This is a genomic window from Streptomyces sp. NRRL S-118, assembly GCF_000716335.1.
In the GTDB taxonomy this organism is placed as follows: domain Bacteria; phylum Actinomycetota; class Actinomycetes; order Streptomycetales; family Streptomycetaceae; genus Streptomyces.
Window position 1 is genome coordinate 291144 of record NZ_KL591006.1, and the last position, 25138, is coordinate 316281.

Consider the following 25138-nt stretch of genomic DNA (forward strand, 5'->3'; position numbering starts at 1 on the left):
CGTCGGCCTCGTCGGCATCCATCATGGGCCATCGCGCCGGGAACCCGTCCGCAGCCAGTCGCCGATGCGGGCGAGCAGGTCGTCGTCCGCGGCGTTCTCCGCGTGCCCCATGCCCCGCTCCAGCCACAGCTCCGACGGCCCGGCCGCGGCCAGCATCCGCGGGTGGTCCACCGGGAAGTACGGGTCGCGGTCGCCGTGCACGATCAGCAGCGGCACCGGGGCGATCAGCGGCACCGCCTCGACCGGCGACATCGGCACCGGGTCCCAGGCGCGGCCGTGGATGCGGGTGCGCAGCCCGTAGCGGCCGACCAGGCGCCCGGCGGGCCGGGTGACCACCCAGTGCAGCCGGCGCATCGGGGCCGTCCCCCGGTAGTACCAGCGCGCGGGCGCGCTCACGGCGGCCACCGCGTCCGCGCGGGTGCGCGCGCCGTCCTTGTGGAGGGCCGCGTGCCGCAACACCACCGAGCCGCCCATGGAGAAGCCGACCGTCGCCACGCGTGCGTACCCCAGCTCGCGCGCCCACGCCACGGCCGCCGCCAGGTCGAGCACCTCGCGGTCACCGACCGTGGAACGCCCGCCGGAGCCGCCGTGCCCGCGGAAGGAGAAGGTCACGACGCCCGCGTACCGCCGGAAGGCCCGCGCCGCGCGCCGGACGGCCGGTCTGTCCACCGATCCCGTGAAGCCGTGCGCGACAACGATGGCCGTGTCCGCGACACTGTCGGTATGCACTGGATGCGGCATGTGCGGCTCGTGGACCGCTTCGATGCGTACCCCGTCGGAGGCACGCAGGGTTGCATGCAGAAGGCCGTGCGTGATCGAGGAGACATCCGCAATGTGAAATGCGCCCTCCGGCTCGGAGCTCATGTGGGCTATTGTGCTGGGCAGAGGATCCGGGCAGAGCAGCCCCCGGGTCCTTTTGTGTTTTCCCGCCGTTGTTACAGGCAGGTGAACAAAGGCTCTCAGGGCGCGGGAGCCGGCCGTACGACCGGTACGGACCGTAGGAAGCAGTGCCGCAACGTCCTCGCAGGCAGGGACCGAGGAGGAACCGACGTTATGGGCGAGCGAACCGTGCACGACCGTGGGACGACGACCCGGGCAGGTGGGGTGCGATGAGCTCTCTGCTGCTCCTGACCAATGCCCTCCAGCCGTCCACGGAGGTGCTCCCCGCCCTCGGACTGCTGCTGCACAACGTGCGGGTGGCCCCCGCCGAAGGCCCCGCGCTCGTCGACACCCCCGGTGCCGACGTGATCCTGGTGGACGGCCGCCGCGACCTGCCGCAGGTGCGGTCGCTGTGCCAGCTGCTGCGCTCCACCGGCCCCGGCTGCCCGCTGCTGCTGGTCGTCACGGAGGGCGGCCTGGCCGCCGTCACCGCCGACTGGGGCATCGACGACGTCCTGCTCGACACGGCCGGCCCGGCCGAGGTCGAGGCGCGGCTGCGCCTGGCGATGGGCCGCCAGCAGATCACCGCCGACGACTCCCCCATGGAGATCCGCAACGGCGACCTGTCGGTCGACGAGGCGACGTACAGCGCCAAGCTGAAGGGGCGGGTCCTCGACCTGACCTTCAAGGAGTTCGAACTGCTGAAGTACCTGGCCCAGCACCCGGGCCGGGTCTTCACCCGCGCCCAGCTCCTCCAGGAGGTGTGGGGGTACGACTACTTCGGCGGTACGCGGACGGTCGACGTGCACGTACGGCGGCTGCGCGCCAAGCTCGGCCCCGAGCACGAGTCCCTCATCGGCACCGTGCGCAACGTCGGCTACCGCTTCGTGACGCCGGAGAAGGTCGAGCGCGCCGCGGAGGAGGCCCGCACGACGGAGGCGAAGGCGACGGCCGGCGCCGTCACCCGTTCGCAGGACACCGAAGAGGCCGAGGAAGCCGCCGTACGACCTGCCCAGAGGTAGGTCACCCCGCGTAGACTGCCGCGCGTGGCCAAGGTGACGCGGGACGACGTGGCACGACTTGCGGGTACTTCGACCGCGGTCGTGAGCTACGTCATCAACAACGGACCCCGGCCGGTCGCCCCGGCCACGCGCGAGCGGGTACTCGCAGCGATCAAGGAGCTGGGCTACCGGCCCGACCGGGTGGCGCAGGCGATGGCCTCGCGCCGCACGGACCTCATAGGCATGATCGTCCCCGACGCCCGGCAGCCGTTCTTCGCCGAGATGGCGCACGCGGTCGAACGGGCCGCCGCCGACCGCGGGAAGATGGTCCTGGTCGGCAACTCCGACTACCGCGACGAGCGCGAGATCCACTACCTGCGGGCCTTCCTCGGCATGCGGGTCGCCGGACTCATCCTGGTCAGCCAGGGCATGAGCGCCCGCGCCGCCCAGGAGATCGAGGCGTGGGACGCGCGCGTGGTACTGCTCCACGAGCGGCCCGAGGCCCTCGACGACGTCGCGGTCGTCACGGACGACATCGGCGGCGCGCAGCTCGCCACCCGCCACCTCCTGGAGCACGGCCACGCGTACGTCGCCTGCCTCGGTGGCGTGGAAAGCACCCCTGCGGTCGGCGACCCGGTGGCCGACCACGAGGAGGGCTGGCGCCGGGCGATGCTGGAGTCCGGCCGCTCGGTGGAGGGCCGGCTGTTCCAGGCCCCGTACAACCGCTACGACGCCTACCAGGTCGCGCTGAAGATCCTCTCCGGCCCGGACCGGCCGCCGGCGATCTTCTGCTCCACGGACGACCAGGCGATCGGCGTGCTGCGCGCCGCGCGCGAGCTGCGCCTGGACGTACCCGGCGACCTGGCGGTGGCCGGCTTCGACGACGTGAAGGAAGCCGCGCTGACGGACCCGCCGCTCACGACGGTCTCCTCCGACCGCCCGGCGATGGCCCGCGCGGCGGTGGACCTGGTCCTGGACGACGGTCTGCGGGTCGCGGGGTCGCGCCGGGAGCGGGTCAAGCAGTTCCCCTCGGCGCTGATCGTCCGCCGCTCCTGCGGCTGCGACGGCCAGTAGCCCCAGCCGGCGGTCCCTGGAGGAGAGCTCCCAGGGAGACCCCTTTATACGGGGCATACAGGACTCTGTCCGGACTCTCAGGGCGTCCTCAGCCTCTTCTCATGTACGGCCCGCACAGTCGTCCCCATGACGGACCACCAGGGTGAACAGCAGCAGCCGCACACGTATCCCGCGTATCCGCCGCCCCCGGCGTACGCGCCGCCCGTGCCCGCCCCCGGTCACCGGCGCGCCAGGCGTCCCGTCGCGCTGATCGCCGCCGTCGCGATCGCCGCGGCCGCCATCGGCGGTGGCGCCTCGGTCCTGGTCCAGCGGCTGACCGGGGCGGACGGCGGCGCGGCCGGCGGCAGCACCCCGGTGAACGGCACGAGCGTGTCCCGGAGCAGCACGGGCACCGTCGCCGGGGTCGCCCAGGCCGCGGCCCCCAGCATCGTGGAGATCCGGGCGGCGTCCGCCTCCGGGCGGTCCACCGGTTCCGGAGTGATCATCACCGCCGACGGCGAGATCATCACCAACCACCACGTGATCGCCGGCGCCTCGGAGATCACGGTCCGGCTGAGCGACGGCAAGGTGCGCACCGCGAAGGTCGTGGGCACCGACCCCGGCAAGGACCTGGCCCTGATCAAGCTGGAGGGCGCCTCCGGCCTGAAGGCCGCCGCCCTCGGCGACTCCTCCGGGGTCCGCGTCGGCGACCAGGTGGTGGCCATCGGCTCCCCCGAGGGCCTGACCGGCACCGTCACCAGCGGTATCGTCTCCGCGCTCGACCGGGACGTGACCGTCGCGAAGGACGAGGGCGGGCAGCAGCCGCGGGACCCGCGGCAGGGCTGGCCGTTCGAGTTCGGCGGGCAGCGGTTCAACGGCGACACCGGCGAGTCGAAGACCACGTACAAGGCCATCCAGACCGACGCCTCGCTCAACCCCGGCAACTCCGGCGGTGCGCTGATCGGCATGGACGGCCGGATCATCGGGATCAACTCCGCCATGTACGCGCCGAGCGCTGCCACCGGCTCCACCGCCGGCAGCGTCGGGCTGGGCTTCGCCATCCCGATCGACACCGTCAAGGCGGACCTGGACGAGCTCCGCGCCGGCTCCGCCGGCTGACCGCGTGCAAGGCTGGCCCCATGAATCCCACCGGTGACGCCGACCGCATCCTCGTCGTGGACGACGAGCCCGCCGTCCGCGAGGCCCTGCAGCGCAGCCTCGCCTTCGAGGGGTACGGCACCGAGGTCGCCGTCGACGGCGTCGACGCCCTCGCCAAGCTCGACGCGTACGCGCCCGACCTCGTCGTCCTCGACATCCAGATGCCCCGCATGGACGGTCTGACCGCCGCGCGCCGCATCCGCGCCGCCGGCTCCACCGTCCCGGTCCTGATGCTCACCGCCCGCGACACCGTCGGCGACCGCGTGACGGGCCTGGACGCCGGCGCGGACGACTACCTGGTGAAGCCGTTCGAGCTGGACGAGCTGTTCGCCCGCATCCGGGCGCTGCTGCGGCGCAGCTCGTACGCCAGGACCGCGGGCGAGCAGCCGGAGGCCGAGAGCCTGAGCTTCGCGGACCTGCGGATGGACCTGGCGACGCGCGAAGTGACGCGGGGCGGGCGGCGCGTGGAGCTGACCCGCACCGAGTTCACGCTCCTGGAGATGTTCCTGTCGCACCCCCGGCAGGTCCTGACCCGGGAGCAGATCCTCAAGTCGGTGTGGGGTTTCGACTTCGAGCCCAGCTCCAACTCCCTGGACGTGTACGTGATGTACCTGCGGCGCAAGACGGAGGCGGCGGGCGAGCCGCGGCTGGTCCACACCGTGCGGGGCGTCGGCTACGTGCTGCGCACCGGGGGCAGCGAGTGACCGGACCGGTCGCGCGCTTCCGCGCCCTGCCGCTGCGTTCGCGCCTCGCCCTGCTGACGGCGACGGCGGTCGCGGTCGCGGTCGCCGCGGTGTCGGTGGCGTGCTGGTTCGTGGTGCGCGGCAAGCTGTACGACGAGGTCGACGCGAAGCTGCGGTCCGTGAGTGCCGGCGCCGCCCTGCGGACCATCGACGTCGTCGAGGCGCTGCGCAGCTGCCCGGCGGGCCCCGCGGCACGCACGGATTTCGGCGATCCGAAGCCGGTGTACTACTTCCAGCTCGTCCGGTCCTCCGCCGCGCAGCCCTGCGTCTTCGCCGGCTCCGCCGGGTCCGTGCGGGTCCAGAGCTCCGACCGGGACGTGGCGCGGCGGGCCGATCCGGACGCCGAGGCGTACCGCGACGGCGTGGACAGCGCCGGCAACGCGGTGCGCGTCCTGACGGTCGCCGCCGTCACGCAGGGCCCGGGCGGCGGGGTCGTGGCGGACACCGCCGTGATGTACGGCTTCCCGCTCCGGGAGACCGAGCGCACCCTGGGCGACCTGGCCCTGCTGCTGCTCCTCGTCTCCGGCATCGGCGTCGTCGGCGCGGGCGCGGCCGGGCTGTGGGTGGCGCGTACCGGGCTCAAGCCGGTCGACCGGCTGACCGGGGCGGTCGAGCACGTGGCCCGTACGGAGGACCTGACGGTGCGGATCCCGGTGGAGGGCGAGGACGAGATCGCCCGGCTGTCACGGTCGTTCAACGCCATGACGGCGGCTCTGGCCTCGTCCCGCGACCGGCAGGCGCAGCTGATCGCCGACGCCGGGCACGAGCTGCGCACCCCGCTGACCTCCCTGCGCACGAACGTCGAGCTGCTGGCGCGCAGCGAGGAGACGGGGCGGGCGATCCCGCCCGCGGACCGGCGGGCCCTGATGGCGTCGGTCACGGCGCAGATGACGGAGCTGGCGTCGCTGATCGGTGACCTGCAGGAGCTGGCACGGCCGGACGCGGCGGCCCCCGGCCGGCTGGAGGTGGTGGCGCTGCACGACATCCTGGACACCGCGCTGCAGCGGGCACGGCTGCGGGGGCCGGAGCTGACGATCACGTCGGTGGACGTGCGGCCCTGGTACGTACGGGCCGAACCGGCGGCGCTGGAGCGGGCGCTGGTCAACGTCCTCGACAACGCGGTGAAGTTCTCGCCGCCGGGCGGGACGATCGAGGTGTCCCTGGCCGGCGGCGAGCTGGTGGTGCGGGACCACGGGCCGGGCATCACGCCCGACGAGCTGCCGCACGTCTTCGAGCGGTTCTGGCGCTCGCCGTCGGCACGCAGCCTGCCGGGCTCGGGCCTCGGTCTGTCGATCGTGGCCCGTACGGTCCGGCAGGCCGGCGGCGAGGTGGAGCTGACGGCGGCCGAGGGGGGCGGCACCCGCGCGGTGATCCGGCTGCCGGGAGCCCCCACACCGCCGCCCGCTGCCGCGTCAGTTGTGCCGGATCAGTGAGTCGACGAGCCCGGCGCGGGTGTTGGGGAAGTCCATGGGGACGATGCCGAGGCCCTTCCAGTCGCGTGCCTCGGCGCCGTCCACGAAACCGTGGACGCGGGGGTTGAGCCGGTCGGCGTTCCAGCGGGGCGGCAGCAGCGCGGAGGTGGAGACGTAGTTGACGTACAGCCTGCCGGGTTGTGCGGCGGCCTTGCGGAAGTGCGCCTCGGTCTTCGGGTACTTGGCGCCGGGCTCGGCCATGTAGTCGTCCTGGATGTCGAAGAGGGCGCCGTCGCCGTACCGGAGGCCCGGCAGGCCGCCGTTGTCGGCGAGGAGGACGACCCGGCCGCGTGCCTCACCGAGCGAGGGCAGCCCGTCGCCGATGCGGAACAGGGGCCGCCAGCCCTTGGCGTCCAGGTAGAGGTCGAAGATCCGCCGGAAGGTGGCGTCGGAGTCCTCGGAGTACTCCTGCTTGACGCGCATCAGGACGGTCTCGGACGGATGGGCCGCGAGGAAGTCGCGGCAGGCGATGAGGACGTCGCCGAACATCAGGTTCTGGTAGTAGGCCCCGTGGTGGATGGCGAAGGCGTCACCGGTGACCCGGCACCGCACGTCCAGGAAGCGGATGCCGCTGTCCAGTTGCTGGGCGATGGTGGTGTTCTGGCAGGCCACCCACGGTCCGCCGTACCGCGCCCCGGAGTCGTGCGTGCCGGGGATGGTCAGCGTCCGCAGCGGTGTGTCGCCGCTGAAGGCGGCCATCCAGTCCTGGGTGCCGAGCACCCGCTGCCGGGGCGGGGCCGCGCCCAGCAACGCGGTGGCGGACAGTGCGGCGGCACCCGCGAGAAAGCTCCGTCGGTCCAGGTCCATGGCGCGGAGTATGACGGGTTCACGTCAACTCCACCAGACGAAGGAGCGGGGCAGCACAACGGCTGCCCCGCTCCTGGTCCACTGCCCTACTTGATGACCGTGATCCGGTCCGCCGCCGGCGGCGCGATCGGCGCGGCCGCCGAGGAGTTGGCCGACAGGTAGGCGTTGAAGAGGTCCAGGTCGGACGCGCCCACCAGCTTGTTCCTGCCCTGGGCGAGGGCCGGGAAGCCGTCACCGCCGCCCGCCAGGAACTCGTTCATCGCGACCCGGTAGGTCTTGGCCGGGTCCAGCGGCTCGCCGTCCAGCTTCACCGACGCCACGTCGATCCGGGCCGCGCCCGTCTTCGTCATGTCGAGGGTGTACGTGAAGCCCTTGGAGACCTGGAGGATCTTCGGGGAGGCCTCGTTGGAACCGCTGACTTGCTGCTGCAGGGCGGCGATCAGCTGAGCACCGGTCAGGTCGACCACGTTCATCATGTTGGTGAACGGCTGCACCGTGAAGGCCTCGCCGTACGTCACCACGCCGTCGCCCTCGCTGCCGGACGCCTTGTACACCAGGTCGGCACGGATGCCGCCCGGGTTCATCAGCGCGATCCGGGCGCCGCCCTTGTCGGCGGGGGCCAGACCGGCGAGCTGCGCGTCCGCGATCAGGTCGCCGAGCGGCTTCTCGTACGCGGTGGAGCCGCGGCCGTTGATGTCGGCCGAGATGAAGCCCTGGGGCTTGTTCGCGATCGGCGCGGCGAGCGTGTTCCAGCGCTGGATCAGCGAGGTCATGTCCGCGGCCTTGGGCACGTCACGGCTGACGACGTAGTTCGCCGACTCGACCGACGTCCGCACGATGTCCTTGGTGCGGCGGTCGTAGGTGAGCGTGGTGTCCGTGTACAGCTTGCCGAAGGACGCCGCCGAGGTGACCATGCGCGGCTTGCCGGCCGGGTCGGGGATGGTGCACACGTACGCCTGGTGGGTGTGGCCGGTGACCAGCGCGTCGACCTGCGGGCTCAGGTTCTTCGCGATGTCGACGATCGGGCCGGAGACCCCGTCGCCCGCGCCCGGGCTGTCGCAGTCGTAGTTGTACGACGAGGAGGCCGGCGCGCCACCCTCGTGGATCAGGGCGACGATGGACTTGACGCCCTTGCGCTCCAGGACCTTCGTGTACTTGTTGATCGTCTCGACCTCGTCACCGAACTTCAGGCCCTTGACGCCCTCGGCGGTGACGATGTTCGCGGTGCCCTCCAGGGTCACCCCGATGAAACCGATCTTGACGCCGCCCCGCTCCCAGACGAAGTACGGGTCGAGGATCGGCTTGCCGGTCTTCTCGTGCGTGACGTTGGCCGCCAGGTACGGGAACTTCGCGCCGCGGAAGGTCTTGCCCTCCTCGAAGCAGCCGGCGGTCGGGTGGCAGCCGCCGTCCTGCATGCGCGCCAGCTCCTTGGCGCCCTCGTCGAACTCGTGGTTGCCGACGGAGGAGACGTCCAGCTTCAGCTTGTTGAGCGCCTCGACGGTCGGCTCGTCGTGGAAGAGGCCCGACAGCAGCGGCGAGCCGCCGATCATGTCGCCCGCGGCGGCGGTCACCGAGTAGCGGTTGCCCTTGCGCGCCTCGCGCAGGTGCGTGGCCAGGTACTCGACGCCACCCGCGTCGATCTTGGTGGTCGTGCCGTCCGGGTGGGTGCGGGTGACCTGTCCGGAGGAACCGGCCGGCGGCTCCAGGTTGCCGTGCAGGTCGTTGAAAGAGAGCAGCTGCACGTCGACGGTGCGCCCGTGGCCGGCGGCGGGCCGCCCCCGGTCGTCGGCGCCGGCCGGCAGGGCCGCCACCATCGCACCGGCGGTGGCGAGTCCGGCGGCGGTGGCGAGTATCCGCCGTGCCGCACGGTTCTTCTTCGGTGTCGCTGACATCTGTCCCCTCGTTGGTCGATCAGTTGCGGGTGGCCCAGCGCAGCCTAGGGTCAACGCGCGTAGCGCAACAGGGGGTAGCGGGTTACGAGGTGGTTGCCATCACCCGGCCGCAGGCGGCCGTAGGCTCGTACGCATGACGACTGACGCCCCCGTATCCGGCATCGAGCCCGGCCGACGCATCGACACCCTCGACGAGCTCACCCCCGAGCAGGCCCGGGACGTCCTCGCCCTCCTCGACGAAGCCGCCCGCACCGACGGGATGCAGGCCGTCTCCGAACAGGGGCGGCTCCAGCTGCGCCACGGGCGGCGCGCGGGCGTGTCGCACCTGCTGCTCACCGTGCGCGGCGAGCTCGTCGGCTACGCCCAACTGGAGGACACCGACCCGGTCGAGGCACCGGCCGCCGAGCTGGTCGTCCACCCCGCGCACCGCGGCCGCGGCCACGGACGGGCGCTGGGCAGCGCGCTGCTGGCCGCGTCCGGCAAGCGGCTGCGCGTGTGGGCGCACGGCGGCAAGTCGGCCGCCCGCCACCTCTCCCAGGTCCTCGGGCTCACCCTCTTCCGCGAGCTGCGCCAGATGCGCCGGCCGCTCGCCCCGCTGGACATCCCGGAGCCGCAGCTGCCGCCCGGCGTCTCGGTGCGCGCCTTCGTGCCGGGGCAGGACGACGCGGCCTGGCTCGCTGTGAACGCCGCCGCGTTCGCGCACCACCCCGAACAGGGCTCGATGACCCAGCGCGACCTGGACGACCGCAAGGAGGAGCCCTGGTTCGACCCGAAGGGCTTCTTCCTCGCCGTACGGGAGGCGGACGGCGAGATCGTGGGCTTCCACTGGACGAAGGTGCACGCCGAGGAGCAGCTCGGTGAGGTGTACGTGCTCGGCATCAGCCCGCAGGCCCAGGGCGGCGGCCTCGGCAAGGCGCTGACCGCGATCGGCCTGCGGCACCTGGCGGCCCAGGGCCTGCCGACGGCGATGCTGTACGTGGACGCCGACAACACGGCGGCGGTCCGGGTGTACGAGCGGATGGGGTTCACCACCCACGAGGTGGACCTGATGTACCGCTCGGAGACGTGAGGCGAGCGGGACGACCACCGGAAGAGGGCGGGGTGTTGACACCTCGCCCTCTCTTGCACACCCCTTTCACCACTTGATCAGTGAAAGGGGTGTGCAAAGACGTGGTCGAGTACCGCATCGACCGGCGCAGCGGCGTCGCCACCTACCTCCAGATCGTCCAGCAGACCAAACAGGCCCTGCGCCTGGGCCTGCTGGAGCCCGGAGACAGGCTGCCCACGGCGCGCGAGGTCGTCGAGGCCACCGCCATAAACCGAACACGGTGCTCGCCCTCGCGCTCGGCAAGCGCGCCGAACTCCTCCTCCCGGACGAGCCGATGGCCGACCTGGACCCTCCCCCACAGGGGGCACCCCCACGCCCGCCACCAGCTGATGGGCACGCCCATGGCGGACGCCGCCGAGCACGGCACGACCGTCGTGATGTCCTCGCACATCCTCGGCGAACCGGAGGGCGCCTGCGACCACCTGTTCCTCCTCGACGGCGGCCGGATCCGCCTCGGCGGCGGCATCGACGACATCCTGGGCGCCCGCCCCCTGGTCACCGGTCCCGTCGCCGACCTCTCCCCGCACACGGTCATGGAGGCCCGCACCACCGGCCGCCGGCTCACCGCGCTCGTGCGCCGGGAGGGCCCGCTCGACCACCGCTCCCGGCGGACCATGGAACCCACGCCGGAGGAACTGCTGTTCGGCCATCTCCGCTGGCCCGGCGCCCCGCCCTTGCTCACCCCCGGCGCGGAAGGGGGTGAGTGCGGCATGAGCGCGCCGACGACGGCCCGCGCCGGCCGCGTGGTGGTCCGCCAGCACCGCCGGGCCCCGCGGGTCACCCTGGCGCTCCTCGCCCTGGCCGCGGCGGTCACGGCCGGCCTGCGCGAGTGGGTGGCCGGCTCCATGGACGAGGCCCGCTGCCTCGCGGGCGAGCCCGAGGCGTGCGGCGCGCAGCTCTTCGGCGACCGGGTCACCCCGCAGGGTTTCCTGGCGCTCGTACTCCAGTGGTCCCTGTTCGCGCTGATGGCGGTCCCGCCCCTGCTCGGCGCCTTCGTCGCGGGCCCGATGGTGGCGCGCGAGCCGGAGAGCGGCACCCACCAGGTCGCCTGGACGCAGTCGGTCACCCCGGCCCGCCGGCTCGCCGCGAACCTGCTCCTCGCCGCCGCCCTGGCGGCCGGCACGGCCGCCGTCCTCACCGCCGTGTTCCGCTTCGCCCGGAAGCCGGTCCTCTTCCACGAGAACCTCGGCTGGGCGGACCGGGGCGCGTACGAAGCGATGGGCCCGGCCCTGGGCGCCTACTGCCTGCCCGGCGTCGCCGTCGGCGCCTCGCGGGGCTGCTGGTCCCCGTACCGTCCCCGCCATGGCCACGGCGGCGGCCGCCACCTGCACGCTGCTGCTGGGCATCGGGACCCTGCGCTGGGAGCTCCGGCCGACGGTGCACGTGAGCGGCCCCGGCACGGACCTGACGCACGGCCTGGCGCGCCTGCCCCTCGACGCCTTCCTGCTCCGCTCCGGCTACGCCACCGCGGACGGGCGCCGCCTCCCGTACGACGCGTGCCTGCGGCCCGGCACCGCGACGCCGTGCCCCCCGGACGTCACCGGCCGGTACGCCGACTACCACCCCGCCTCGGCCTTCCGGCCCGTCCAGCTCCTGGAGACCGGGGTCGTCCTCGCCCCGGGTGCCTGGCCACGTACGCCGCGTTCCGCGTCCTGCGCCGCCACTGCCCGTGACCGGGCGGGGAGGGGCGGGGGCGGACGGCCTGGACGGGGGTCCGGCCGTCCGCCCCCGGCACGTCACGTAACCGTTACCGGTCATTCAGACATGCTTGCGAAGCTCACCGAATGAAGCCCGCCGTGTCAGCGGCCCGCTCCGACGCGCTTGACCACCCCTCCGCGCGGAAGAATGGAGCCATGAGCCAGCAGCCCGCCGATGTCCAGGTCCCGTCGGTCCCGCCCGTGCAGCACGTCCAGCCGTCCGTCGGCTCCATAGCCGCCCACCGGCCCCACACCGTCGCCGGTGCCCCGGTCCCGGACCTGGATCCGGACATCGACAGCGATCTCGACGCGTACGAGGACGGCAGCGGCACCGCCGAGCTGCCCGCGGGCCGCTTCCTGGACCGCGAGCGCAGCTGGCTGGCGTTCAACGAGCGGGTGCTGGAACTCGCCGAGGACCCCGCCACCCCGCTCCTCGAACGGGCGAACTTCCTGGCGATCTTCGCCTCGAACCTGGACGAGTTCTTCATGGTCCGGGTGGCCGGTCTCAAGCGCCGCATCGCCACCGGCGTGGCCACCCGCTCCGCGTCCGGACTCCAGCCCCGCGAGGTCCTCGACCTGATCTGGACCCGGTCGCGGGAGCTCATGGCCCGGCACGCCGCCTGCTTCCAGCAGGACATCTCGCCGGCGCTGGCCGACGAGGGCATCCACCTCATCCGCTGGCCCGATCTGACCGAGAAGGAACAGGCCCGCCTCTTCACCCTCTTCCGCCAGCAGATCTTCCCCGTGCTGACCCCGCTGGCGGTCGACCCCGCGCACCCCTTCCCGTACATCTCCGGCCTCTCCCTCAACCTGGCCGTCGTCGTGCGCAACCCCGTCAGCGGCCACCGCCACTTCGCCCGCGTCAAGGTGCCGCCGCTGCTCTCCCGCTTCCTCGAAGCGTCCCCGCAGCGCTACGTACCGATCGAGGACGTCATCGCCGCGCACCTCGAGGAGCTGTTCCCGGGCATGGAGGTGCTCGCGCACCACATGTTCCGCGTCACCCGGAACGAGGACCTGGAAGTCGAGGAGGACGACGCCGAGAACCTGCTCAAGGCCCTGGAGAAGGAGCTCATGCGCCGCCGCTTCGGGCCGCCGGTGCGCCTGGAGGTCGAGGAGTCGATAGACCCCTACGTCCTCGACCTGCTCGTACGCGAGCTGAAGGTCTCCGACGCCGAGGTGTACCCGCTGCCCGGGCCGCTGGACCTGACCGGCCTGTTCGGCATCGCCGCCCTGGACCGGCCCGAGCTGAAGTACCCCAAGTTCGTCGCCGGCACCCACCGCGACCTCGCCGAGGTCGAGTCGGCGTCCGCGCCCGACATCTTCGCCGCCCTGCGCGAGCGCGACGTCCTGCTGCACCACCCGTACGACTCGTTCTCCACCTCCGTGCAGGCGTTCCTGGAGCAGGCCGCCGCCGACCCCGACGTCCTCGCCATCAAGCAGACGCTGTACCGCACCTCCGGCGACTCCCCCATAGTCGACGCCCTCATCGACGCCGCCGAGTCCGGCAAGCAGGTCCTCGTCCTCGTCGAGATCAAGGCCCGGTTCGACGAGCAGGCCAACATCAAGTGGGCGCGCAAGCTGGAGGAGGCCGGCTGCCACGTCGTCTACGGCCTGGTCGGCCTCAAGACCCACTGCAAGCTGTCGCTCGTCGTCCGCCAGGAGGGCGACACGCTGCGCCGGTACTCGCACGTCGGCACCGGCAACTACCACCCCAAGACGGCCCGCCTGTACGAGGACCTGGGCCTGCTGACCGCCGACCCGCAGGTCGGCGCGGACCTGTCCGACCTGTTCAACCGGCTCTCCGGCTACTCGCGCCGCGAGACCTACCGGCGGCTGCTGGTCGCCCCCAAGTCGCTGCGCGACGGCCTGGTCTCCCGCATCAACAAGGAGATCGTCCACCACCGCGCCGGGCGCCCCGCCTACGTCCGCATCAAGGCCAACTCGATGGTCGACGAGGCCGTCATCGACGCCTGCTACCGGGCCTCCCGGGCGGGCGTCCCGGTCGACGTGTGGGTGCGCGGCATCTGCGCCCTGCGGCCCGGCGTCCAGGGCCTGTCGGAGAACATCCGGGTCCGCTCCGTCCTCGGACGGTTCCTGGAGCACTCCCGCGTCTTCGCCTTCGGCAACGGCGGCGAACCGGAAGTGTGGCTGGGCAGCGCCGACATGATGCACCGTAACCTCGACCGCCGCATAGAGGCGCTGGTACGGGTCTCCGACCCGGCCCACCGCGCCTCGCTCACCCGGCTCCTGGAGGCGGGCATGGCCGACACCACCTCGTCGTGGCACCTCGGCGCCGACGGCGAGTGGACACGGCACGCGACGGACGGGGACGGGCAGCCGCTGCGGCACGTCCAGGAGATGCTCATAGACGCGCGGAGGCGCCGGCGTGCACAACCCTGACCAGGTCACCGCGGGCGAGGTCCTCGCCCCCTATCTGCACGCCCGCGCGGGGGACTTCCTGCGGAACCTGCGCCTCCACACGCAGAGCGGGGCCGACACGACGGGCGCGGAGGCGGCGGCACGGGGGCTGCGGGCCGCCGCCCGGCGCATCAGCGGCACGCTGCACACCTTCCGCCCCGTGCTGGACGCGGCCTGGGCGGACCAGCTGCGCACGGAGCTGGCCTGGCTCTCCGGGATCCTGGCCCAGGAGCACGCCTGCACCTCGCGGCTCGTCCGGCTGGTGGACGCGCTGTCCCGCCTGACGAGCGGCGCCGAGGCGCTGGCGGTCGGCGGGGCACGGGCCGGCGCGCTGCTGGAGCGGCGCCTGACGCTGGCCAGGACCCGCGCCCACTCCGCCGCTCTCCAGGCCCTCGGCTCGTCCCGCTTCCACGCGGTCGCCGACGCCGTGGCGCTGCTCGCCTCGGAGGTGCCGCTGGGGGCCGCCGCGGGCTCCCCCGCCTGCGAGGTGCTGGGCACGCCCGCGGAGGCCGTGGAACGGCGCCTCCTCGACGCGGTCACCGCGCTGCCGACCGCCCCCGCGGTGGGCGGCGAGCAGCACGACACCTCCTGGCACCACGTACGGCTCCTGCTGCGCCTCCACCGCTACGCCCAGGAGGTCCTCGGCACCGAGCCGCCGCTGTACGAGGCGGGCCGCGCGCTCGACCGGCACCGCGACGCCGCGGAGGCCGCCTCCGCCGCCGCGAGCGCCGCCGGCACGCCGCGCATCGCGCCCGCGACCGCGTACGTCCTCGGCGTCCTCCACGCGGACCAGCGCCACGAGGTCGAGGCGGCGCGCCGCGCCTTCCAGCACGCCTGGCAGCGGACGACGGTGACGACATGACGCCGCGCGGGCCGGTGATCCGCGCCGCGGGATGCGTCCTGTGGCGGCGCTCCCCGGCCGGCGGCGGGCTGGAAGTGGCCGTGATCCACCGCCGCAAGCACGGGGACTGGTCACTGCCCAAGGGCAAGCTGGAGCCCGGCGAGAAGGCCCGGGAGGCAGCGGTGCGCGAGGTCCTGGAGGAGACCGGCATGACCTGCGCCCTGGGCCCGGAGCTGCCCACCGCCCGGTACGAGGTCGACGGCCGCCCCAAGGAGGTCCGCTACTGGTCGGCCGAGGCGACCGGCGGCGCGTTCACCCGCAACCGCGAGGTCGACGAGTTGCTCTGGCTGCCCCCGGCGGCGGCGCGGTCCCGCCTGACGTACGAGAAGGACAAGTCCCTCCTCGGCAGGTTCCTCGCCACCCACCCGCTCGCCTGACCTGACCCGGAGCACCCGCGACCCGCGCACCCGCTCGCCCGACCTGACCCGGAGCACCCGCGACCCGCGCACCCGTCTCACACCTGCGGGCGACGCCCGCACCCCGCACCCGCCACCCGCGCGAGTGGCCCGGGCGCGCCCCCGCCCCGCCCACGCACCGGCGCACCACCCGGTACCGGCGGCGGCCCGGCCTCCCCCACGCCACCACGGGCCGACCGCCACATCCCGGAGGGACGGCCGGACCGCCGCCGCCCGCGGCCCCGCAGCACACCTCCGCGCCCCGCACAAGAGGCACCGCGGCCGGGGGCAGCGCCCCGGGACAATGGCCCCCACACCCCCTCACCGCGGCTTCCGTCACGGTTCACTTCCCGTTCACTCTCCCCCGCCAGCCACGTCACCTGTTCTGCCTAATTTCGGCCGTACACGGTGACCGGCTCCGCGCCGCGCGCCCCACCATCCAACCGACACACGCCGCCCACCGAGAACCGTACGGAACACGCTCGCGGCGGCTCCTGGAAGGAACACCCAACAGTGAAGCTTCAGCGCAAGACCGGGCTTCGCGCCACCGCGCTCGGCGCCCTCGCCGTCTCCGGCGCCCTGGTACTCACGGCGTGTGGTTCGGACGACAACACGGGCACCCCGGACGGCGGCAAGAAGACCGGCGCCGCGTCGAACATCAAGTGCGACGGCGCCAAGGGCCAGCTGCTCGCCTCCGGTTCCTCCGCCCAGAAGAACGCGATGGACCTGTGGGTCAAGAACTACATGGCCGCCTGCCCGGGCGTGGAGATCAACTACAAGTCCTCCTCCTCCGGTGAGGGCATCATCGGCTTCAACCAGGGCCGTGTCGGTTTCGCCGGCTCCGACTCCGCGCTGAAGCCGGAAGAGGTCGCCGAGTCCAAGAAGATCTGCAAGTCCGGCCAGGGCATCAACCTCCCCATGGTCGGCGGCCCGATCGCCATCGGTTACAACCTCCCCGGCGTGAAGGACCTCGTCCTGGACGCCCCCACGCTCGCGAAGATCTTCAACACGAAGATCAAGAAGTGGGACGACCCGGCGATCGCCAAGCTCAACCCCGAGGCCAAGCTCCCGAGCACGCCGATCCAGGCCTTCCACCGCTCCGAGGACTCCGGCACCACGCAGAACCTCGGCAAGTACCTCGGCAAGGCCGCCAAGGCCGACTGGCCGTACGAGGCCGAGAAGAAGTGGCCCGCCCCCGGCGGCCAGGCCGCGTCCGGCTCCTCCGGCGTCGCCGCCCAGGTCAAGCAGGTCGAGGGCGCGATCGGCTACTTCGAGCTGAGCTACGCCGCCTCCCAGGGCATCCCGGCCGTCCAGATCGACACGGGCGCCGCCGCCCCGGTCCCGGCCACCTCCGAGAACGCCTCCAAGGCCATCGCCGCCGCCAAGATCAAGGGCACCGGCAAGGACCTGGCCCTCGACCTGGACTACCAGACCAAGGCCGAGGGCGCGTACCCGATCGTCCTCGTGACCTACGAGGTCGTCTGCGACACCGGCAACAAGGCCGAGACCCTCGGCACGGTCAAGTCCTTCCTGACCTACACCGCCTCCGACGAGGGTCAGAAGGTCCTGACCGAGGCCGGTTACGCCCCCATCCCCGCCGAGATCAACGCCAAGGTCCGCGAGACCGTCAACGGCCTCTCCTGACCCAGGGGGAAGGCCGTACGGAGCAGACCGTACGGGCAGGACGTACGCGCGACACCGCGCCGCGGCCGGCCCCGGAGGGAATCCCCCGGCGACAGCCGGGAAGCCCCTCCGGGCCGGCCCCCGGACCGGAGCGACTCCGGACCGACCCCCCATCCGGTGCACCGCCGCCAGGGGAGCCGTACCCCGGCCTCCCCCACACAGACCGGAAAGATCATGGCTATAACCACTGACAACCACGCACCGGCTCCGCCGGACGCCAGGAGGCAGGCGACTTCCACCGGCCGCGCGGGCGACAAGGTCTTCCTCGGCCTGTCCCGCGGCTCGGGCATCCTGCTCCTGGTGATCATGGCGTCGATCGCCGTGTTCCTCAGCTACCGGGCCTCGCTCGCCCTCGCCGAGAACGAAGGCAACTTCTTCACCACCTTCGACTGGAACCCGGTCGGCGACCGGCCGGTCTTCGGCATCGCGGTCCTCCTCTTCGGCACGGTCGTGAGCTCGATCATCGCGATGGTGATCGCGGTCCCCATCGCCGTCGGCATCGCGCTGTTCATCTCGCACTACGCGCCCCGCAGGCTCGCCGCGCCCCTCGCGTACGTCGTCGACCTCCTCGCCGCCGTGCCGTCGATCATCTACGGCATCTGGGGCGCCCTCTTCCTCGTGCCGTACCTGGAGGGCCTCAACTCCTGGCTGGACGAGTTCTTCGGCTGGACGTACCTCTTCGACAAGACCGAGGTCGGCGTCGCCCGCTCGCTGTTCACCGTGGGGATCCTCCTCGCGATCATGATCCTGCCGATCGTGACCAGCGTCAGCCGCGAGGTCTTCCTCCAGGTGCCGCGGATGAACGAGGAGGCCGCCCTGGCCCTCGGCGCCACCCGCTGGGAGGTCATCCGCCTCTCCGTCCTGCCCTTCGGCCGCTCCGGCGTCATCTCCGCCTCGATGCTCGGCCTCGGCCGCGCGCTCGGCGAGACGATGGCCGTGGCCACCGTCCTCTCCCCGAGCTTCGTCATCTCGCTGCACCTGCTCGACCCGGGCGGCGGCACCTTCGCGCAGAACATCGCCGCGAAGTTCGACGAGGCCGACCAGCTCGGCCGCGACGCCCTGATCGCGTCGGGCCTGGTCCTCTTCGTCCTCACCCTGCTGGTCAACGGCGCGGCCCGCCTGATCATCGCGCGCCGCAAGGAGTACTCGGGGGCGAACGCCTGATGAGCAACGCAATCCAGGACGCGCCCGTCCGGGCCGCCCGCCGCCCCCGCAAGGACAGCCTCAGCCACCGCAGCCTGCCGCGCTGGGCCACGGCCGCCTTCGCCGCCGCAGCCGTCGCGCTGGGCGTCGGCACCGGCGTCCTCGCCGGCCTGGAGAGCCGCGTGCAGTGGGGCCTGCTCTCCGCGCTGATCTTCGTGGTCATCTCGTACACCGTGACCTCGGCCGTGGAGAACCGGCGCCAGGCCAAGGACCGCCTCGCCACCAGCGTGGTGTGGGTGTGCTTCGTCCTCGCCGTCGTCCCGCTGCTCTCGCTCATCTGGGTCACGGTCAGCCGGGGCATGAAGGTCCTCGACGCCTACTTCCTCACCCACTCCATGGCCGGCATCCCCGGCTTCGAGGTCGGCGGCGGCGTCTACCACGCACTTCTCGGCACGCTGCAGCAGGTCGGCCTCGCCACCGTGATCTCCGCGCCGATCGGCCTGCTGACCGCCGTCTACCTCGTCGAGTACGGCAAGGGCGCGCTGGCCAAGGCCGTGACGTTCTTCGTCGACGTCATGACGGGCATCCCCTCCATCGTCGCCGGCCTCTTCATCCTCTCGATCATGCTGATGGCTGACCTGCAGCCGTCCGGCCTGATGGGCGCGCTGGCCCTGGCGATCCTGATGATCCCGGTCGTGGTCCGCTCCACCGAGGAGATGCTCAAGCTCGTCCCGAACGAGCTGCGGGAGGCGGCCCTCGCCCTCGGCGTGCCGAAGTGGCGGGTCATCCTCAAGGTCGTCATCCCCACCGCGATCGGTGGCATCACGACCGGTGTCATGCTCGCCATCGCCCGCATCGCCGGTGAGACCGCGCCGATCATGCTGCTCGTCTTCGGTACGCAGCTGATCAACACCAACCCCTTCGAAGGCGCCCAGTCCGCCCTCCCCTTCTACATCTGGGAGCAGTACAAGGTCGGCAGCGAGGCGTCGTACGACCGCGCCTGGGCCGCCGCCCTCGTCCTGATCGTCTTCGTCATGATCCTCAACCTGGTGGCCCGCGGCATCGCCCGCTGGAAGGCCCCGAAGACCGGCCGCTAAGGCCTCTGGAAGTGATTGAAATGGCCAAGCGCATCGACGTCGGCGGCCTCACCGCCTACTACGGCTCCCACAAGGCGATCGACGACATCTCGATGACCGTCGAGCCCCGCTCCGTCACGGCCTTCATCGGCCCGTCCGGCTGCGGCAAGTCCACCTTCCTGCGCACCCTGAACCGCATGCACGAGGTCACCCCCGGTGGCCGCGTCGAGGGCAAGGTGATGCTGGACGACGAGAACCTGTACGGCAAGGACGTCGACCCGGTCGCCGTGCGCCGCACGGTCGGCATGGTCTTCCAGCGCCCGAACCCCTTCCCGACGATGTCGATCTTCGACAACGTGGCCGCCGGCCTGCGGCTGAACGGCTCGTACAAGAAGAGCGAGCTCGCCGACATCGTGGAGCGCTCGCTGAAGGGCGCGAACCTCTGGAACGAGGTCAAGGACCGCCTCAACAAGCCGGGCTCCGGCCTCTCCGGCGGCCAGCAGCAGCGCCTCTGCATCGCCCGCGCGATCGCGGTCGAGCCGGACGTGCTGCTGATGGACGAGCCGTGCTCGGCGCTCGACCCGATCTCCACGCTCGCGATCGAGGACCTGATCTGCGAGCTGAAGGAGCGGTTCACGATCGTCATCGTGACCCACAACATGCAGCAGGCGGCCCGCGTTTCGGACCGCACCGCCTTCTTCAACCTGGCGGCCGTCGGCCAGCCGGGCAAGCTGGTCGAGATAGACGACACGGAGCGGATCTTCTCCAACCCGTCCGTCCAGGCGACCGAGGACTACATCTCCGGCCGCTTCGGCTGATCCGCCGCGCGGTATCGCCGCGTGGCATCGCCACGTGGCCCCGGAACACCTTGCGGTGCTGCATGGCGGTGCCACCGCAAGGCAAAGGGCCCGCCCCCTGTCCCAGGGGGCGGGCCCGTCCGTTCTCCGGGGCTCGGGGGCGCGGCGGCCCGGCCGGCGCTTGAGGTGCGAGGGTCGGGGGCGGAGCCCCAGGCACCGGCCCCGAAAGCCTCAGCCGAACGCCAGCTGCACCACGAAGAAACTCGTCGCCGCCACCAGCGCCGCCGCCGGCATGGTGATGAACCAGCCCAGGATGATGTTCTTCGCGACGCCCCAGCGCACCGCGTTGACCCGCTTCGTCGCACCGACGCCCATGATCGCCGACGTGATGACGTGGGTCGTCGAGATCGGCGCGTGGAACAGGAACGCCGACCCGAACATGATCGACGCGCCCGTCGTCTCCGCGGCGAACCCCTGCGGCGGGTCCAGCTCGATGATCTTGCGGCCCAGTGTCCGCATGATGCGCCACCCGCCCGCGTACGTACCGAGCGACAGCATCACCGCACACGCGACCTTGACCCACACTGGGATCGGGTCGCCCGCCTGCTCGACGTCCGCGATCACGAGCGCCATGACCACGATGCCCATCGTCTTCTGGGCGTCCTGCAGGCCGTGGCCGAGCGCCATGCCCGCCGCCGACACGGTCTGGGCGATACGGAAGCCGCGCTTCGCCTTGTGCGGGTTGGCCTTGCGGAAGATCCACATGATCCCGCACATCACCAGGTAACCGACCACCAGGCCGACCACCGGCGACACGAACATCGGGATGACGACCTTGTCGACGACACCCGACCAGATCACTTCCGTACCGCCGGCCAGCGCCGCGCCCACCATGCCGCCGAACAGCGCGTGGGAGGACGACGAGGGCAGGCCGAAGTACCAGGTGATCAGGTTCCAGACGATCGCGCCGACCAGCGCCGCGAAGAGGATGCCCATGCCCCGCGAGCCCTCGGGCGTCGCGATCAGGCCCTCACTCACGGTCTTGGCCACCCCGCTGCCCAGGAAGGCACCGGCGAGGTTCATCACCGCCGCCATCGCCAGCGCCGCGCGCGGCGTCAGCGCCCGGGTGGAGACGGAGGTGGCGATGGCGTTCGCCGAGTCGTGGAAGCCGTTCGTATAGGTGAATCCGAGCGCGACCGCGATGGTCACGACCAGAGCGAAGGTGTCCACGAAGCCTCAGGACTCCTTGACCGCGATGGTCTCCACCGTGTTGGCCACGTGCTCGAAGGCGTCGGCCGCCTCCTCCAGCACATCCACGATCTGCTTCAGCTTCAGCACCTCGATGGCGTCGTACTTGCCGTTGAAGAGGTGGGCGAGCAACTTGCGGTGGATCTGGTCGGCCTGGTTCTCGAGCCGGTTGACCTCGATCCAGTACTCGGTGAGGTTCTCCATCGTGCGCAGGTGCGGCATCGCCTCGGCGGTCAGCTCGGCCGCGCGCGCCAGCACCTCGATCTGCTGCTCGACACCCTTCGGCAGCTCCTCGACGTTGTAGAGGACGACCAGGTCGACGGCCTCCTCCATGAAGTCCATGATGTCGTCGAGCGACGAGGCGAGGGAGTAGATGTCCTCGCGGTCGAACGGCGTGATGAAGGAGGAGTTGAGCTGGTGGAAGATCGCGTGGGTCGCGTCGTCGCCCGCGTGTTCCGCTGCCCGCATCCGCTCCGCGATCTCGGCCCGGGCGGAGGATTCCGCTCCGAGCAGTTCCATCAGGAGCTTGGAGCCCGTGACGATGTTGTCCGCGGACGCGGAGAACATGTCGTAGAAGCTCGTCTCCCTGGGGGTCAGACGAAAGCGCACGTGGGGTCCTCGGGGTGCATGGGTTTCGGTCAGGCTGATGCTAGGCGCATCATCCGGCCACGGCTAACCGGCGTCATTCAGTGTCGCCCATCAGGCACAGTGAACAGAACCGGCCCCCGCCACCTTCGCGCGCGGATCGGTACCATATACCCACGTGGGGTATGGGCACCCTTTCTGGACAACGGGAGGACGCGATGACGACCACCGAGGCGGCCGGCCTTCCGGTCGGGGAGCAGGACGAGCAGCACGGCGCCGACCACGGCGTCCACGGCTACCACAAGCAGAAGGACGAGCACCTCAAGCGGCTGCGCCGCATCGAGGGCCAGATCCGCGGCCTGCAGCGCATGGTCGACGAGGACGTCTACTGCATCGACATACTCACCCAGGTCTCCGCGTCCACCAAGGCACTCCAGTCCTTCGCGCTCCAGCTCCTGGAGGAGCACCTGCGCCACTGCGTCGCCGACGCGGCGGTCAAGGGGGGCGACGAGATCGACGCGAAGGTCGAGGAGGCCACGAAGGCCATCGCGCGCATGATGCGCACCTGACGGGGTCAAGGGGAGCGGGGCGCGGCAGGCGTGACCTTCAGTACCTCGTCGATCAGGTCCGCGCTGAGCCGCTCCCCGTCCGTGGCGGACGCCGCGATCATCAACTCACCGCAGAGTTCGATCTCGGCGAGGGCCACGTGGTCCTGGACTGTCGTAGAAGGGGGCGGGGCCACGCGCATCACCTCTTCCTGCCGGTCCTGCCGGTTCCGCCGGGGTCGGCTCTCCGGCGTCTCTTAGCGTAGGGAGCGGACCACACACCGCGCATGGCACGTCCGGACCATTCTTCCGGCCCATGCACACCATGCCGCCCGGACCATGCCGCCCACTGCGAGGCCTACGCCCCGACCTTGCCCGCGTAGATGTCCCGGTGGGGCGGCAGCTGTACGACGACGGGCACGCCGAACCCGTACAGGAGCGTCGTCGAGGCGACCGCGACCGTCCGCCCCTGGTTGGTGAAACTGAACCGGTGCCGCACCTTGCGCAGCCGCCCCTCGCGGTCCAGGTACACGTCGAACGGCACCGCGTCCATGGCGAAGCCTTTCGCCGCCGCCGCGAGCGCACCTCTGACCTGCGGTGACGCCTCCCGCGCCGCCCGCGCGAGATCGGTGACGCCCCGGTAGTGCGTGACCGGCACCCCGGCCAGCTCCTCCTCTCCGACGTAGCTCACCCGCCGGGCACCGCGCAGCAGCTCGGCCGCCGCGGCCGGGTCGGTCGCCCCGCCGGTGACGAGGTTGCCGTCGGCGAGGCTCGTCGTGTCGACGCGCACCCACTTGTCGGCGGGGACACCTGCTCCCCGGTTCTTCATGTACAGCGCTCCGGGCGCGAGGAGTTCCGTGATCGGCCGGTGCCCGCTGGTCCCGGCGGCGTCCTTCGGCAGCACCACCTTCAGCCGCCCCTGCCACCGGGAGAAGTCGTACGCACCCTCGCCGCGGATCGTCACGCGCGTCCCGCCGGTCGCCATCTCCATCGACGTACGCGCCTTGGACGTGCCCGCGCGCACCAGCGCGTCGGGAGCACCCCGTACGGCGGCGGCGGCCGCGGCCGCGTCCACGCCGGGGCTCGCGTCGGCGGGGCCGGAGCACCCGCTGACCGTCGCGGCCACCACGCCGGCCGCGACGAGGGCGACCGCGCCGCTCCTGCGTCCGCGGCGCCGCTGCCGTTGCTGCACCACCATCGCCTGCAACCCCCAACGCCTAGACGCTGCTGCCTGCCTGCTTACCTGTTGCCTGCTTGCCTGCTCTTCGCCTGCGCTTGCACGAGATCCCCGCCCCTCGACCCGGGTCCCGGGAGCCCGGGGTACCCCATCCGCATAACGACCACCCCGGCTCCCCGTCACGCCGGTACCGTGGAGGCGTGCCTGCGCATGACTCGCCGCCCACCGTCACCAGCGACCACGAAGCCACCACGGTCGAACGCGGCTCCTTCTGCCTCGCCCGCTGCAGCTGTGGATGGTCGGGCCCCGCGAGACGCTCCCGGGACCGGGCGCGTACGGACGCGGCGGCTCACCTCGCCGCACCGCATCCCGGCGCCGGCTGAACACCGGCCGCGACCGGGCGGCGTGCGTGGGGCGGGTGGGCGCGGGCATGGGGCGCGTGGCCGGAAACCGCCGCCGACCCGCCGCACCCCCGCGCATTCACCGGGCGGGGCAGGGCGCCTGACGGCGCGCCAGGCTCCGTGGATCCGCGGTCCCGGCGGGACGGGGAGGGCAGACGCCAAAAGGCGCCCCGCCGCTCACGCCGCGAGCGCGGCCTGAGCGCGAGACCGGGCCCGACCGGCGAGACCGGCGGGACGCCGCCTAGGCCGCGAGGTCGTTGTCGTCGCCTTCGAGGCGCTGCTCGGGCAGGTCCAGCGGCTCGTGCCGGTCGGCCCACACGGGCGCCCTGCGCGACCGTACGAGCCGGCCGGCGCGCCGGGAGCGGGCCACCGCGGAGAAGACCGGCGTCAGCAGCGCGAGGGCGACGGGGGCGAGGAGCAGCGCGACGGCCGTGCCGAGGGCGAACCCGCCGACCACGTCCGTGGGGTAGTGGACGCCCATGTAGACGCGGCAGAAGCCCTCGGCGAGGGCGAGTCCGATGGCCGCGAGACCGAACCAGCGGTGGGCGAGGAAGAGCGCGACGCCGATACCCATGGCCATGGTGGCGTGGTCGCTCACGAACGAGAAGTCCGTCTTCCCGTCGACCAGGACCTCCAGGCCCTGATGCTCGAGGAAGGGTCTGGGCCTCTCCACGAACCCCCGGATGGGGATGTTGACGAGCAGGGCGATCCCCGCGGCGAGCGGCGCCCAGACCAGCCCGGCGACCGCCGCGACGGAGTCCTCCACGGTGCCGCGCCGGCGAACGGTCCACCAGCACCAGAGCACGACAAGGACCAGCGCGAGCATGATTCCGTACTCGCCCACGAACTCCATGACCCGGTCGAGCCACGTCGGGGCGTCCTTGGCCAGCCCGTTGATGTCGTAGAGCAGGCTGACATCGGGGTTCGAACCGTCCGATGCGAGTTCAGCCATCTGCTGC

General features: G+C 72.1%; 23 protein-coding genes and 1 pseudogene. 16 read left to right on the forward strand and 8 right to left on the reverse strand.

Going from position 1 to position 25138, the window contains the following annotated elements; translation table 11 throughout:
* Window positions 1–21 precede the first annotated feature (21 nt).
* Entirely contained in the window at window positions 22–864 is an 843-nt protein-coding gene (locus IH00_RS0114240) for an alpha/beta hydrolase family protein (RefSeq protein ID WP_031073393.1), read from the reverse strand.
* Between the two features lie 245 nt (window positions 865–1109).
* On the opposite strand from IH00_RS0114240, the gene IH00_RS0114245 reads away from it, so the two are divergent.
* From IH00_RS0114245 to IH00_RS0114265, 5 genes are all read left to right on the forward strand, one after another.
* Complete coding sequence (locus tag IH00_RS0114245; protein ID WP_031073395.1) at window positions 1110–1901, forward strand: winged helix-turn-helix transcriptional regulator; 792 nt, start codon at window positions 1110–1112, stop codon at window positions 1899–1901.
* A gap of 24 nt (window positions 1902–1925) precedes the next feature.
* Window positions 1926–2954 (forward strand): LacI family DNA-binding transcriptional regulator, encoded by a 1029-nt coding sequence (locus tag IH00_RS0114250; RefSeq protein WP_031073397.1) that lies wholly within the window; start codon window positions 1926–1928, stop codon window positions 2952–2954.
* Window positions 2955–3080: 126 nt separating this feature from the next.
* Window positions 3081–4052 carry a S1C family serine protease gene (locus IH00_RS0114255; protein WP_031073398.1) on the forward strand — a complete coding sequence of 324 codons (972 nt, stop codon included), beginning with the start codon at window positions 3081–3083 and terminating at the stop codon, window positions 4050–4052.
* A 20-nt stretch (window positions 4053–4072) separates the two neighbouring features.
* A complete protein-coding gene (locus IH00_RS0114260; protein ID WP_031073401.1) occupies window positions 4073–4795 on the forward strand; it encodes a response regulator transcription factor in 723 nt (240 codons plus the stop codon).
* Window positions 4792–6267, forward strand: a complete 1476-nt coding sequence (locus IH00_RS0114265; protein ID WP_031073403.1) for a HAMP domain-containing sensor histidine kinase — start codon at window positions 4792–4794, stop codon at window positions 6265–6267. Before IH00_RS0114260 ends, IH00_RS0114265 begins: the two co-directional genes overlap by 4 nt.
* On the opposite strand, the gene IH00_RS0114270 is transcribed toward IH00_RS0114265, so the two are convergent.
* Both IH00_RS0114270 and IH00_RS0114275 read right to left on the reverse strand, forming a co-directional pair.
* Window positions 6247–7113: a phosphatidylinositol-specific phospholipase C gene (locus IH00_RS0114270; RefSeq protein ID WP_031073404.1), complete on the reverse strand. Its 867-nt coding sequence runs from the start codon at window positions 7111–7113 to the stop codon at window positions 6247–6249. The two genes, IH00_RS0114265 and IH00_RS0114270, sit on opposite strands and share 21 nt — an antisense overlap.
* Window positions 7114–7199: 86 nt before the next feature.
* Window positions 7200–9005, reverse strand: a complete 1806-nt coding sequence (locus tag IH00_RS0114275; protein WP_031073406.1) for a bifunctional metallophosphatase/5'-nucleotidase — start codon at window positions 9003–9005, stop codon at window positions 7200–7202.
* 133 nt (window positions 9006–9138) lie between these two features.
* On the opposite strand from IH00_RS0114275, the gene mshD reads away from it, so the two are divergent.
* The 9 genes and pseudogenes from mshD (at window position 9139) to pstB (ending at window position 20244) form a co-directional block, all read left to right on the forward strand.
* Window positions 9139–10074 carry a mycothiol synthase gene (mshD, locus tag IH00_RS0114280; RefSeq protein WP_031073409.1) on the forward strand — a complete coding sequence of 312 codons (936 nt, stop codon included), beginning with the start codon at window positions 9139–9141 and terminating at the stop codon, window positions 10072–10074.
* A 151-nt stretch (window positions 10075–10225) separates the two neighbouring features.
* Window positions 10226–10805: pseudogene (locus IH00_RS37300) on the forward strand (ABC transporter ATP-binding protein); the annotation flags it as partial.
* Between the two features lie 1161 nt (window positions 10806–11966).
* Complete coding sequence (locus tag IH00_RS0114290) at window positions 11967–14210, forward strand: RNA degradosome polyphosphate kinase (RefSeq protein ID WP_031073411.1); 2244 nt, start codon at window positions 11967–11969, stop codon at window positions 14208–14210.
* Entirely contained in the window at window positions 14197–15090 is an 894-nt protein-coding gene (locus tag IH00_RS0114295) for a CHAD domain-containing protein (protein ID WP_031073413.1), read from the forward strand. The genes IH00_RS0114290 and IH00_RS0114295 overlap by 14 nt, the downstream gene beginning before the upstream one ends.
* Window positions 15087–15506 carry an NUDIX hydrolase gene (locus tag IH00_RS0114300; protein ID WP_031073414.1) on the forward strand — a complete coding sequence of 140 codons (420 nt, stop codon included), beginning with the start codon at window positions 15087–15089 and terminating at the stop codon, window positions 15504–15506. The genes IH00_RS0114295 and IH00_RS0114300 overlap by 4 nt, the downstream gene beginning before the upstream one ends.
* Before the next feature lie 531 nt (window positions 15507–16037).
* A complete protein-coding gene (gene pstS, locus IH00_RS0114305; protein ID WP_031073416.1) occupies window positions 16038–17168 on the forward strand; it encodes a phosphate ABC transporter substrate-binding protein PstS in 1131 nt (376 codons plus the stop codon).
* A 213-nt stretch (window positions 17169–17381) separates the two neighbouring features.
* The gene (gene pstC, locus IH00_RS0114310) at window positions 17382–18371 is read left to right on the forward strand and encodes a phosphate ABC transporter permease subunit PstC (RefSeq protein WP_031073418.1); all 990 of its coding nucleotides are present in this window, start codon (window positions 17382–17384) and stop codon (window positions 18369–18371) included.
* Entirely contained in the window at window positions 18371–19447 is a 1077-nt protein-coding gene (gene pstA / locus IH00_RS0114315; RefSeq protein ID WP_031073420.1) for a phosphate ABC transporter permease PstA, read from the forward strand. Before pstC ends, pstA begins: the two co-directional genes overlap by 1 nt.
* A gap of 20 nt (window positions 19448–19467) precedes the next feature.
* The gene (pstB, locus tag IH00_RS0114320; protein WP_031073422.1) at window positions 19468–20244 is read left to right on the forward strand and encodes a phosphate ABC transporter ATP-binding protein PstB; all 777 of its coding nucleotides are present in this window, start codon (window positions 19468–19470) and stop codon (window positions 20242–20244) included.
* Window positions 20245–20454: 210 nt separating this feature from the next.
* Here pstB and IH00_RS0114325 read toward each other — a convergent pair whose 3' ends face one another.
* Complete coding sequence (locus IH00_RS0114325; RefSeq protein WP_031073424.1) at window positions 20455–21453, reverse strand: inorganic phosphate transporter; 999 nt, start codon at window positions 21451–21453, stop codon at window positions 20455–20457.
* Between the two features lie 6 nt (window positions 21454–21459).
* The gene (locus IH00_RS0114330) at window positions 21460–22080 is read right to left on the reverse strand and encodes a DUF47 domain-containing protein (protein ID WP_031073426.1); all 621 of its coding nucleotides are present in this window, start codon (window positions 22078–22080) and stop codon (window positions 21460–21462) included.
* Between the two features lie 194 nt (window positions 22081–22274).
* Here IH00_RS0114330 and IH00_RS0114335 point away from each other — a divergent pair, with 194 nt between their 5' ends.
* Complete coding sequence (locus IH00_RS0114335) at window positions 22275–22625, forward strand: metal-sensitive transcriptional regulator (protein WP_031073428.1); 351 nt, start codon at window positions 22275–22277, stop codon at window positions 22623–22625.
* Window positions 22626–22630: 5 nt separating this feature from the next.
* Here the strand turns inward: IH00_RS0114335 and IH00_RS43355 are convergent, their stop codons facing one another.
* Both IH00_RS43355 and IH00_RS0114345 read right to left on the reverse strand, forming a co-directional pair.
* Complete coding sequence (locus IH00_RS43355) at window positions 22631–22804, reverse strand: hypothetical protein (RefSeq protein ID WP_199819752.1); 174 nt, start codon at window positions 22802–22804, stop codon at window positions 22631–22633.
* 155 nt (window positions 22805–22959) lie between these two features.
* Window positions 22960–23799: an SCO4651 family lipoprotein gene (locus tag IH00_RS0114345; protein ID WP_031073430.1), complete on the reverse strand. Its 840-nt coding sequence runs from the start codon at window positions 23797–23799 to the stop codon at window positions 22960–22962.
* A 179-nt stretch (window positions 23800–23978) separates the two neighbouring features.
* Here IH00_RS0114345 and IH00_RS44040 point away from each other — a divergent pair, with 179 nt between their 5' ends.
* The gene (locus tag IH00_RS44040) at window positions 23979–24161 is read left to right on the forward strand and encodes a hypothetical protein (RefSeq protein ID WP_078887741.1); all 183 of its coding nucleotides are present in this window, start codon (window positions 23979–23981) and stop codon (window positions 24159–24161) included.
* 259 nt (window positions 24162–24420) lie between these two features.
* Here IH00_RS44040 and IH00_RS0114350 read toward each other — a convergent pair whose 3' ends face one another.
* A complete protein-coding gene (locus tag IH00_RS0114350; RefSeq protein ID WP_031073432.1) occupies window positions 24421–25131 on the reverse strand; it encodes a phosphatase PAP2 family protein in 711 nt (236 codons plus the stop codon).
* Window positions 25132–25138: the final 7 nt, after the last annotated feature.